Source organism: Nitrosomonas marina, assembly GCF_900110145.1.
Lineage (GTDB): Bacteria > Pseudomonadota > Gammaproteobacteria > Burkholderiales > Nitrosomonadaceae > Nitrosomonas > Nitrosomonas marina.
Window position 1 is genome coordinate 57,546 of record NZ_FOCP01000005.1, and the last position, 12,601, is coordinate 70,146.

The 12,601-nt window shown below is 45.0% G+C and carries 6 protein-coding genes; 3 read left to right on the forward strand and 3 right to left on the reverse strand.

Annotated features, from left to right (window positions below):
* Positions 1-30 precede the first annotated feature (30 nt).
* Positions 31-5,160, forward strand: a complete 5,130-nt coding sequence (locus BMX44_RS04875) for a FimL-related protein (RefSeq protein WP_177167673.1) — start codon at positions 31-33, stop codon at positions 5,158-5,160.
* A gap of 8 nt (positions 5,161-5,168) precedes the next feature.
* Here the strand turns inward: BMX44_RS04875 and mutL are convergent, their stop codons facing one another.
* Positions 5,169-6,974 (reverse strand): DNA mismatch repair endonuclease MutL, encoded by a 1,806-nt coding sequence (gene mutL / locus BMX44_RS04880; protein WP_090628815.1) that lies wholly within the window; start codon positions 6,972-6,974, stop codon positions 5,169-5,171.
* 79 nt (positions 6,975-7,053) lie between these two features.
* Between mutL and rpiA the strand changes: the two genes are divergently transcribed.
* Together rpiA and phoU are read left to right on the forward strand one after the other, a co-directional pair.
* Positions 7,054-7,716: a ribose-5-phosphate isomerase RpiA gene (rpiA, locus tag BMX44_RS04885; RefSeq protein WP_090628819.1), complete on the forward strand. Its 663-nt coding sequence runs from the start codon at positions 7,054-7,056 to the stop codon at positions 7,714-7,716.
* A gap of 51 nt (positions 7,717-7,767) precedes the next feature.
* The gene (gene phoU / locus BMX44_RS04890; RefSeq protein ID WP_090628821.1) at positions 7,768-8,472 is read left to right on the forward strand and encodes a phosphate signaling complex protein PhoU; all 705 of its coding nucleotides are present in this window, start codon (positions 7,768-7,770) and stop codon (positions 8,470-8,472) included.
* 29 nt (positions 8,473-8,501) lie between these two features.
* On the opposite strand, the gene BMX44_RS04895 is transcribed toward phoU, so the two are convergent.
* Both BMX44_RS04895 and BMX44_RS04900 read right to left on the reverse strand, forming a co-directional pair.
* Positions 8,502-8,933, reverse strand: coding sequence for a type IV pilin protein (locus BMX44_RS04895; RefSeq protein WP_090628824.1), 432 nt, complete (start codon positions 8,931-8,933; stop codon positions 8,502-8,504).
* A gap of 140 nt (positions 8,934-9,073) precedes the next feature.
* Positions 9,074-12,595, reverse strand: coding sequence for a pilus assembly protein (locus tag BMX44_RS04900; RefSeq protein ID WP_245738837.1), 3,522 nt, complete (start codon positions 12,593-12,595; stop codon positions 9,074-9,076).
* Positions 12,596-12,601: the final 6 nt, after the last annotated feature.

The following is a 12,601-nucleotide window of genomic DNA, read 5'->3' on the forward strand; positions in this document are numbered from 1 at the left end:
CTTCTGTTTTTTTACGCTATATCAATGAATATGCAAACCAGGTTTGACATCTCTTCTATCGCGGGAATCAAAGAGAATATTCATGAATTATTTGCACTCATACAGGAAAATCTTGAGGCTTACAGCCGGAATCCGGGGGACGCGGAACTGATTGAAACTTGCCGCACCTACATTAATCAGCTGGACAGCCTGTTTCAGGTACTCGAGCTAAAGAGCATAACTGTCATTACCGGTAAAATCGAGCTACTACTTGACGAATTGATGACGCAGCAAAGTGATGCCGTTCTGACATGCACTGACGCAATCAATCGGGCTATCAATGCGATTCTTGATTATCTGAACCATCTGATCGATGGCTCGACAGGATACCCGTTGCGACTTTTTCCAGCTTATCGGGATTTAATGTATCTCACTGGAAATCAGCAGGTATCAGAGCTGGATTTATTTTTCCCTTTTCTGAGATCAGACCCGCCCTTAAAATCTATCGTTAATGAAAGCAATTCCCAGCAACTTAAATTACTGGCCAAACGCGCCCGTACGGAATACCAAATGGGGCTGGTACAGTGGCTAAAAAACCCTTCGGCGACTGAAAATCTTGAAAAAATGCATCACGCGCTTACAGAAGTAGAGCAACTACCCGGGCCTGCAGAACAGCGTATCTTCTGGTGGGTAGCAGCCGGTTTTCTGGAAGGCCTTTTATCTCAGGAGTCAGACATCGAACTATCGAGCCGGAAGCTATGCGGTAATATTGAAAAAATACTGCGCCATAGAGCAGACGGCTCCTATCAAGATACGTCCCAACTGATACGTGAATTACTTTACCACCTGGCCAGATACCAACCCTTGCAGGCAAGCGAACAAGTTGAAGCAATACGCAGAGCTTTTTCGCTGCCATCAATCACAGCTTACGAGGCGATTGAACCAGACCGCCTGGCTTTACAACATGACAGTTTGTGTAAAACCAGGGAAACGCTCAAGCAAACCAATGAAGACTGGCAGGCATTTTGCTCTGGCAAGCAGATCGATTTAACGTCATTCCTGGAAAATATTGCACACGTACGCGAACTGTCGAGGCACCTTCAGTACCTGCCGATACAAAAGCTGACCGAAGCCATAGACCATGCCGCGCGCACTTTGCAGAATAAGCAGTTGTATTCAACGACTACAAATGAGCAAGCTACGATGGAAATCTCAACCGCGCTCCTGCATCTTGAAAGTATCCTTGAAAACTTTAATGTGCTGCCAAACGATCTGTCGGCACAGATTGAGTCAATCTCTGCTCGTCTGAAAACCGCGACCGCCGGTGATGAGCCCGAGGCCGGACTGTCTGCCGCTTCCTCAAGTGAAACCCTGAATCCGGCCCAAAAAAGACAATTACAGGAACAAACCGTGCAGGAAGTGCTCGCCAATCTACAACAGATCGAAAAGGAAGTGGAACAGTTTTTTTTATCACCCACAGAACGCGAAGCATTACCGACTGTTTTAACCCTATTTAATCAGACTGCTGGCGTACTCGACATGCTGGAATTGAAGCGTGCTCATCATTTATTGAATCTGTGCCTCAACCAGACAAAAAGAATGCTGGCTGACGATTATGTAATGACGCGCCATGACCAGAACCTGCTGGTCGATGGATTAAGCAGTTTAAGTTTCTTTCTGGAAGCATACAAGAACAATCCCGAAGCGAACCATAGAGTTATTGATTCTGCCATTGCGGTTTTTGAAAATACTGCTCGTCAGAAGTCTGACACATCATTTATTGCTGATGAATCAACTAACGAACCCGAACCTGAAGAAACTGATATCGAGGAAATAGAGGTAGCCGAACACGCACACCCCGAACCTGAAAGCAAAACTGATTCCGGCGTGGATCCTGAATTACTGGATATCTTTCTTGAAGAGGCGGATGAAATTCTGGCCGAAATCGCCGAAAGTACCCGCAATTGCCAATCGGACAAATCGGACCTGAAGTCACTTGCCACCATCCGCCGTGGCTTTCATACCATGAAAGGCAGCGGTCGAATGGTCAAACTGGATTTCCTGAGCGATGCGGCCTGGACGTTGGAAAAAACGTTGAATTACTGGCTCAATGAAAAAAAACAGATTACAGACGATTTGATTCATTTGATACAAATTGCGCATCAATCATTCACCCATTGGTGTAACAGCCTTAAAACGACAGGCAAAGCGGAGATTCAATCAGATCAACTGCAGGAACTGATCAGTCGCCTGAGCACTGACGAAGAAAAAACACACCGCCTCGAACAGGATTCTGCAGACAACTCTTTAATGGGTGACGACGTGACACAGGATACAGTTACTATTGGCGGCATTTCGATTCCTGCTGATCTTTTTGAAGTATTTACCATTGAATCGAAACAGCACCTGACGACTCTTGAAAGAGAATTGAAAATACTGCTGAACACCCATCCGGCAGCAATCAATCAACCGTTTTTACTGGCTATACATACCCTGGGAAGCACTTCACGCGCTATAAAGCTGGATTTTGTAGCCGACCTTTGCGGAACATTCGAGAACTGGCTGACACGGTTGATGGAAGCAGGTGCGCATGTGCAGGAATCCGATACGCATTTGATACAAAACTGTATTCAACAAATCAGCGAACTGCTCAAAAAAGTCCTGCAACAACAGTTTCCGAATGATGCTGATCTGCAGCTTGCGCAGTTTTTAATACATGAAATTGCAAACCACCAGACAAGAAGCAGCGAAGCTACCGCAGTAAATTGTTCCGGACCTGTCAATTTGAATGAATACAGGCTCAAAAAAGCACCGCCCGCAAACTATGCTGAAACGGAATCAAACCGGCATGTCGATGCACCCCAGGAAATTGCTGAAAATATACATGATGATGTCAGTACAGAATTGATGCAGACTTTTCTGGAGGAAGCAAAAGACATCATTCCTCAAATCAGTACAAAACTGCGCGCGTGGCGCATTTTGCCGCAGGATGAGGGAATTCGTATCAGTCTTCTCAGATTACTGCACACATTGAAAGGAAGTGCGCATATGATAGGCGCACTGCAGCTTGGCGAATTGATTCATGCAACAGAAGAAGAAGTGGAGCAGGCATTCAACAGCCCGGTTGTCTCAGGTCATGCTATCGAAACTGTTGAATATCAATTCGACCAGATCTGTGAAACTATTGAACGTTTGCAATCAAAGGGAAAGGCCGAACAGACACCAGAGATCACCAACACGGCAACAGTTGCTGATACCGGTGCTGAATCACCGAAGGTAAATGAGATATCGGCGCCGGAAATTTCTTCCACCAAGGAGCACTTAATTTCATCTGAAACAAAATATGAAGATGCATACCAACCCATCAATGTTTTGCGTGTAAAGGCCGAGGTAATAGATCGTTTGGTAAATGATTCCGGGGAAGCCAGCATTTTTCGCAGTAAAATCGAAACGCAGCTAAATCATTTCAAGCAATCGCTTCAGGATCTGACTGAAAGTATAGATCGTTTGCATGGACAGCTTCGTGAAATCGAAATTCAGGCAGAGACACAAATGGCTTCACGAACCGTGCATCAACACAACAACGATCAGTCCTTTGATCCGCTTGAACTTGATCGCTTCACACGTCTACAAGAGCTGACCCGGCTCATGGCTGAAAGTATCGATGACGTCATGACTGTGCAGAAAAATCTCAAAACCGCACATGTTGCTGCAGTTGAGGCAGTGGCACAGCAGGCAGACGTCAACCATCAGCTGCAACAGGAATTGATACGTATACGCACTGTGCCATTTGGGCGTATTTCGGAACGTTACTATCGCGTTCTCAGAAAAGCAGCAAGTGATCTTGGCAAAAAGGCCTGCTTGCAAATCCGGGGCGAAGCAACCGAGATTGACCGCAGTGTTTTAGAAAAAATCAGTGCATCTCTTGAACATATTTTGCGTAATGCGGTTGCACACGGTATTGAGAAAAGCGACCAGCGCATTTTATCCGGCAAACCAGAAACCGGACAGATTGTGATGAATCTACAACAGAGCAACAACGAAATCGTCATTACGATTCGCGACGATGGTTGTGGACTCGATCTGGAAAATATCCGTAAAGCAGCGATTAAGCAAGGTCTGATTAACGAAAATGAATTACTGGAAGATGATCAGATTGCGGCGTTAATTTTTGCCCCGGGACTGACAACACAGGATCATGCAACGGACAATGCCGGTCGCGGTGTGGGAATGGATATCGTCCAAAATGATATTTCCGAACTGGGCGGTCATATCTCGGTCAGCTCAGAAAAAAACAGAGAAACTGTATTTCATATCCAGTTGCCATTAATGCTTGCGGTAACACAAGCAATAATTGTTTCATCGGGTAATCAGGTATACGCAATACCGGAAACGGTAGTTGAGCAGGTACAGGAAATAAGTGCCGATGCAATGCAGAAAGCATACCAGGATAGACAGATACATTATGATGGAAATATTTATCCATTTTCCTACTTTTCATTTTATCTGGGTTACCTGGACAATAAACCCGAAACAAAAAAATATAATCACGTCCTGTTACTGCGCAGCGGTGATTTGCGGCTTGCCATTCATATTGATACCTTAATTGGCAACCGGGAAGTCATTGTTAAAAAGGCCGGCTCCCAGATTTTACATGCACCGGGAGTAGAAGGCGTCACTGTAACCGGCGAAGGCAAGCCTGCGCTGATTCTAAATCCACTTAAATTGCTGAACCGTGAAGACGTACAGCTGATTTTACAAACGCCTGCTTCTGAAATTATTGGCCGCGCAGCTGATAAGAGCAAGTCTGCGGCAACTGTCCTGGTTGTCGATGACTCACTGACAGTGCGTAAAGTAACCAGCCGACTTCTCGAACGAGAAGGCTACAATGTTTTAACCGCCAAGCATGGCCTTGAAGCCATTGAAACGATTACACAAATGAAGCCAGACATTATTCTGGTTGATCTTGAAATGCCTAAAATGAACGGTTTCGAATTCATCGAAAGAATGCGTGAAAATGCCGATACCGCACAGATACCTATTATTGTCATTACATCACGGACTGCTGACAAACACCGTAAAATGGCGCTAGATCTGGGTGCCAATGAATTCCTGGGGAAACCATATAAGGATGGCGAGCTGTTAAGTCACATCCTGCAATATGTACCGAATAATTCATGAACGGTTCTTTACTTTCCACGCATAAACAATTTATCCAGACCTGCCATGCTGATTTCGTACCAGGTCGGCCTGCCGTGATTGCATTGATCGGCACGATCCGTTGCTTCCATTTCACGCAATAATGCATTCATTTCTGCAATAGTCAGCGTTCTGTTAGCTCGTATCGCAGTATGACAAGACATTGTAGCCAGGATTTCGTTACGTCCAGCCGCTAACACCCGATCACTTCCGTATTCTCTTATTTCACGCAATATATCCTGGGTCAATTTCACAATATCGGCCTGTTGCAGGATCGCTGGTACCGATCGTACAGCCAGCGTTGTAGGACCAAGAATAGCAAGCTCAAACCCTATCTGCTCAAATAGCATCAGATTTTCTTCGGCGAAAACAACATCGCTTCGATCTGCATGAAATGTCACAGGAATCAAAAGTGCCTGCGTGGACCACGATTGACTATCCATTGCCGCCTTCAATTTTTCATACAAAATCCGTTCGTGCGCTGCGTGCATGTCGACAACAACCAAACCATTATTATTCTGTGCAAGAATATACACGCCATGCAACTGACCCAGCGCAAAACCAAGCGGTGGAAAGTCAGGCATATTTTCCGCTAATGCGTTATCTGCTATCAGTACATCAGATCTACGATTTGCTTGCGCTCCTGTGTCAGTAGCTGCCATAGTATTCGGATACGCATCCTCAATATCAAACAACGACTGATATAACTCTGTCGGCTGCTCGACGCCATATTTTTTCGGTGGGCGACCAGGATAATGCGGGATTGATTCAGAACCCGCGTTCGTAACCAGTTCCGGATGCATCTCTTTTGAAGGTCTGGCCAGTGATTTATGAACGGCATGAAAAATAAATTGATGCAATGCGCGTGGATCGCGAAATTTTATTTCGGATTTCGCCGGATGAACGTTGACATCCACTTCTGACGGATTCATTTCCAGAAACAGAACGAAGGCAGGATAACGATCCAAATGGAGCACATCTCTGTAAGCCTCCCTGATCGCATGAGCAATCAGTCTGTCACGAATGAATCTATGATTCACAAAGAAGTATTGTGTGTCACGTGATGCACGTGAGTACGCAGGCAAAGCAACAACACCGTGCAACCTTATATCGGCGGCCTGCTCATTGATACAAGCAACCGATTGGATAAAATCTTCGCCCAGCACAGCTTCGATTCGCTGCGATATATCAGTAATCGAGTAATGGTGTCGCAGTTTTCCATTATGCTCCAGAGTAAATTCAACATCAGGCTGCACCAAAGCCATCCGTTTCAGTACATCCTCACAATGCGTATACTCAGTTGTGTCTGTTTTCAGAAATTTTCTTCTTGCCGGAATGTTCGCATAGAAATCATGCGCTTCCACAACCGTGCCTTTGCTTAGTGCCGCTGGTCTCGGTTGTGTAACCGATCCGCAGCTGGCCTGTACCTGCCACGCATGATTTTGATCGTCTGTCTGACTGGTCAATATTAAATTTGAAATGGCCGATATACTGGCAAGCGCTTCACCGCGGAATCCTAAACTTGTAATCTTGTGCAGATCGTCCAGAGAACTGATTTTGCTTGTACTATGTCGTGTCAGGGCAGAGATCAGCTCATCTTTGGCAATGCCCGCACCATTATCAGTAATACGCATCTGCTTTATACCGCCCTGCAAAAGCTGTATATCAACACGGGTTGCACTGGCGTCTATACTATTTTCTAAAATTTCCTTGAGGGCCGAAGCTGGACGCTCGACGACCTCGCCAGCAGCAATCTGGTTTATCAACAGTTCAGGTAAGGGTTTTATAGCTGCCATAAAATTGTACAATTGCAAAACATAAACATTATAATGATCTAGATGATTTATTTTAATTTCAGTTGATGATAATAAACAAATGACTCAGGATGAACAGAAACGTGCCGTAGCGGCAGCTGCTATTGAACATATTTCAATCGGCAGTATCATTGGCGTAGGAACAGGATCAACAGCAAATTATTTTATTGACGAACTGGCAAAAGTAAAGCACAAAATAGACGGGGCTGTAGCCAGCTCCGATGCAACGGCAAAACGGCTCCAGTCGCATGGTATAGAAGTGATTGATCTGAATAATGTAGATGATCTTCCTGTATATATCGATGGCGCGGATGAAATAACCCCTCATCTTCATATGATCAAAGGAGGTGGCGGTGCACTTACACGCGAAAAAATTGTCTCAGCTGTGGCAAGAAAATTTGTATGCATTACGGACCAATCCAAGCTTGTCGATGTTCTGGGTAATTTCCCGCTTCCCATCGAAGTCATTCCGATGGCACGCAGCTATGTTGCCCGGGAGATTCTGTCATTGGGGGGGCAGCCGGCGCTTCGGCAGGGTTTTATTACGGATAACGGCAATGTCATTCTTGATATACACGGTTTGCAGATTTTAAATCCTGTTGAAATGGAATCCACCCTCAATCAAATAACTGGTATTGTAACGAATGGTCTTTTTGCCCGTCGTGCAGCAGATATTTTATTGCTTGGCACTGATGAAGGTGTTAAAACCATGCATACTGAGTAACCTACTGTAACAATTGCCTTTTTTGTTCAAACTCAACAAAGGTGTTCCACAATGAATAAAGAACATATTTCCAAACAATTTGATGCTGATCTTGAAGAAGCACGAACGCGTGTTTTACAAATGGGCGGTTTTGTAGAGGAACAAATTGAGCGCGCTATTGAGGCACTGACCACAGGCAACGAAGAACTGATTGATCAGGTTATCGAATATGATCACCGCGTCAATGCGATGGAGGTATCCATTGATGAGATCTGCAGCCAGATTATAGTTCGCAGGCAACCAACTGCGGTCGATTTACGAATGATTGTCATGATCATCAAAACCATCACCGATCTTGAACGCATCGGTGATGAAGCACAAAAAATAGCGCGCATGGCACGATTGATATACTCCAATGATCGTTTGCAGATACCGCGCTTTACGGAAATCAAGCATGTCGCCAGCATCGCCATGGATATGGTAAAAAAGGCCCTCGATTCTTTTGCGCGACTGGACCCGAATTCTGCCTCAAAAATTGTGCGGCAGGATGAGTTTGTAGACGAAGAATTTCGCTCTATTATGCGTCAGTTGATTACTTTCATGATGGAGGATCCTCGCAAGATATCCACCTCAATCGAAATATTATTTATAGCAAAGGCGATTGAGCGCATTGGTGATCATGCAAAAAACATGTCCGAATATGTAGTATACATGGTGAAAGGTAAGGACGTTCGCCATGTTTCAGTGGAAGAAATGGAAAAAGAAATACGTAAATAAAAACTCATTTAAGTGGACAGAACAGTCTCTCATCGATTCCAGCAAGTAGCAACATCTGCGCCCGCACCTTGTAGTCCGGTATTTGTCAATGTTAGTGTTCCACAGAAATCACCGGCCATCGAACCGACAGGTACAGCTTGTAATGTAAACGTATTGTTTGCAACAGCTTGAATTGAAACCTGATATTGCATATTCCCCGTTCTGGGAGACTGTGCTAAAGGTATGACAACCGCATTTCCGGCAAGATCCTGGTCGTAGCGATTGTTTTCAGTATAAAACTGTTCCATGAACTGAGCGTTCTCATAAAGAACTGCTTTTGCCACGCCACGATTCGTATCCCTGACATAATTCTGATAGGAAGGCAGGGCAACGGCCGCAATTATGCCAATAATTGCTACGGCTACAAGTAACTCAAGCAATGTAAAACCATATGAACCACTTTTTTTTCTATTGAATTTCATTTCTACCATCCTTTTGTTACTTTGTTGATACGAAATCTGGCAACCGCTACATATTGACAGCAAACTACCCAATTAAATACCACTCACTCTTGTTGAAACAATGAACGATATTTTTACGTACACACATATCTTTTACAAGATTATTGAATCAGTTCGCGCCAGGTAATTCTGCCGCGAAGCCCCGCCAATCCTTTCGTTGCAGGAGTCTTGATTAATGTACCATCAGCCCTCGAAGAAACCAATACGTCCTCAAGTGCCCCCCGGATTCTTGTTACACCTCCTACAGAAAAACCAATCTCAACCCCTGCTGACAATCCATCATCAAAACCTATACGATTATTTCTATTAATATCGAATGCAGGAAATGACAGCATTCCGCCTGTTAAAAAATCAACTGTATTTACAAATCCCCTGCCACCAAAATCACAGGGAGAAGCTGAGGGGATTATCGTAGTAAAGGTAAACAGACCATCTTCAAGCGCGGGAATACCAGTCAATCGCTCGCCACTGATTGGTAAATCAAAATACCACCCTTTTACTGATGCAGAATAATCTACAGGATGTTGTGAGGCAATCCGCACGGAGGCATCTGTGATTACTTGCTGCACCAGGTCGCCAACTGTTATTGTTGCAGAAGTGTTGTGATCCCAGACACCATAGATACTCTGTGTATCGGTGTTAGTCGTATCACCTGTTTCCAGATATTTGCCTGTCCCAAACAGCACTAATTGGCCTCCATCAGGATGCAAGCTGATAACCGGAGGCGCAATCACCGGTTTTTGTGTACCTGATACAAACAGAGGCAGACCGCCAATCGCAACATTCCAGCTTGAGGCTGAAGCCGAACTTACATCAAATTTCCATAAATTACCCTTGATATCACCTGCGTAAACTACATCAATCAAACCGTTTCCATCCGAGTCAAATGGAATCGGTGTCGAGAGACCGTTATTTGGCCCTGTATCAGCGACAAGCTTGATATAGTCAGTACCTACAGTCCAATTACCATCCTCGCCGCCCGATATAAACAGTATGTACAAAACGGCCTTGCCATTGTCGCTATTGTAACCATTGCCGACGATAACTGCCCACTTGCCGTTTTCCATTTTTGCAATCTGTTTGGCCTGGCCGGTAAATGCATTCACTGGCGGATAGTTATAGCTATAGCCCACATCCGCATCATCTGCATCCGAAAATTCCCATAAAAGCAGGCTTGCCGCGTTGGCCGTTGTAAATGCTGGGGCAGAGCCTGAAACTCCTGACGGATTGGTAACATCAAGTGCAAAATAACCTTTACCGCCGCCATTCAGAGCACCGACCAATACACTTTTCCAGCTTGGTGATGAACCTGTATATGCGTCGCCAACCATCGGGGAACCATCGACAAAATAACGATGATTGGCTTGATATTCTTTGTCGGTCAGTCTGCTTAAATTGGCATATACCATACTTGGAATATACGTAATGATCTCCTTACCGGCATCAGCAGCTGAACAGCCCGAAGTTATACCAGGCAAGCAGGCATTAAAACCATGCAGAATACCATCATTTGACCCAACATAAACAACCGGTAAACGATCCTGATATGTCGAATGAAACGCAGCATACCCCGGATGGTCCACATCAGAATAACCAGCGCGCGGTTTTCCTACATAAAAAGGCCCTGAATTCACAATATCACCAAGCTTGCTGGTTGTGCGATTACGGAATTTATTGACCGTTGTTGCACTGGCACAATCGAATGTCCCTCCCGCACCTTCATGATTACCGCTTCCTCTCAAAAAAGCGACTCTTTCAGGACCGCAATTATCAGTCACACCCGCTGCGTTTTTGTCCAAGTAACCTTTCTGGGCAGTTGTCAGATTTGTATATTCAAATACAACACCATCTGAGCTGCCTTTTGTAATCACAACACGCGATGTCGGATTAATGGATGCAGCGGCAAGCGAGACCGAGCCGGCTTCCCACTCTGTAGCACCCAGATTACCGGCTGCATCAATCGGAATTGATAAAAGCTGTCCGCTCCAGTCACCACTGTTGAATTTTGCTTGATAAATCCGCCCGTTCGTCATCAGGGAATTCGAGTTGGCCGCCACGGCTGATGCCGAACCTGTTCGCGCAATAATGGTTGATAATGTATTGGATAAAGCGCTGGCGAAAACATTGGGATCTGCTGCACTGAAAAACTCTCCTCGACTATTGACAGCAGCATGCCAGAGATCGTCAATCTTTGCAGGCGTTTCATTATTGCCCGTTGGATCAGGCCATGTCTCCGAACCCGTTGGCAATTCACTCAAGGCACCACTTACACCCAGGCCTACAGTAAACGTTACCATATGTTGCCAAAAAGCCGGGTCTGAGGTGTTTGTCGGCACATTATTATCCAGGTCCGGACGCAAATCATTTTTCCAGTAATACATAGCAATATCAGCAAGCGTATCACTGTAACCATCAGCAAAAGGAAGTTCCGGCGTATAGGTATAAGTCGGAGGGGTAGGCGGCGATGAATGGTTAGTAATGCTGGAACCTGCTGTATTATCGACATTGCCGACTCCTGGCGAAGGATCGTCAGTATCATGCCAGTAACCGTCGGTCATCAAAATATTATAGTTCTGGCGACATTCGTATTCTACGCCACCACTCGAACCAGGCGTTTCGCTCCATGGCCCTCGATTATCATTACGCTGATAATATTTTCCAACATATTCAACCGAATGTCGTAGTGGTGTGCCAGCAGCCCGGAGCGTATATCCATACAGGTTATCGAAAAAATCTGTCTTGTTTGCGCCGACAAACTGTCTGACCCCTTTAACAATAACCTTGGTCGAAACACCGTCAATTGACTCTGAATTTTTGTTAATAGCAGCAAAGCCTACGCGCATGGTATTGCCCTGTTCGGCGAAAGCCCTGCCAATACCGGCGCGTGCCAGCAGTATGCGAGATCGGTAATACGTATACCAATTGGCAAAGTTTTGAATCTCTTCATCGTAAGTACATGTGAATACGGCGGCACAATCCAGACGATTGGCCCCTCCAGCATATGTTGGTGTCGAGGACTTGATTTCAATCTGTGTATAACTGCTGGCGGAATTTACGTTGCCACCGTTATATTTAAAATACACGGCTGGATAAAAAATTTTCAATTCCCAATACGTTAAACCACCATTACTCTTCAACCAACGCGCAGTTTCTATGTTATTTAAGGTAAGGTTGCGACAGCCTTTTCCTAGAAGCATTGGATTGTGTGGCGCACAGGTAGGGTCTGCATTACTCATCAGCGATCCGTCATGATTGCTCCAGGGCAGGTAGTTTATTGTCGGATCATAGTAAATTTTGTTGACATAGCTGGAGCGCAAGGAAGCGGTGTATTTATTGGCCGGATCAAAATCTACTACATAGTTGGAATAATCGCTGCCGCCATAAACATCATTGGCTCGAGGAAACATATAACGAACGGATTGAATAATCAAATCCTGCGGCATGATTTCAAACTGCATCGATCCGGAATCATCCAGGGTAAACATCACATTCGGTGAGATATTTCCGCCCAGAAAAAGCGGGCCGTTTGATAATGGCGGCAATGCATATATTGGCTTTACAAAAGCCACCTGAGTACACACAAAAGCCATTAATAATATCGAACGTATTAGATTTTCAATCATGATCAC

Bases quoted from the DNA above. Each gene is read 5' to 3' on its own strand.
- phoU (WP_090628821.1), top strand. From the start codon at position 7,768: ATGAATAAAGAACATATTTCCAAACAATTTGATGCTGATCTTGAAGAA.
- BMX44_RS04895 (WP_090628824.1), bottom strand. From the start codon at position 8,933: ATGAAATTCAATAGAAAAAAAAGTGGTTCATATGGTTTTACATTGCTT.
- BMX44_RS04900 (WP_245738837.1), bottom strand. From the start codon at position 12,595: ATGATTGAAAATCTAATACGTTCGATATTATTAATGGCTTTTGTGTGT.
- rpiA (WP_090628819.1), top strand. From the start codon at position 7,054: ATGACTCAGGATGAACAGAAACGTGCCGTAGCGGCAGCTGCTATTGAA.
- mutL (WP_090628815.1), bottom strand. From the start codon at position 6,974: ATGGCAGCTATAAAACCCTTACCTGAACTGTTGATAAACCAGATTGCT.
- BMX44_RS04875 (WP_177167673.1), top strand. From the start codon at position 31: ATGCAAACCAGGTTTGACATCTCTTCTATCGCGGGAATCAAAGAGAAT.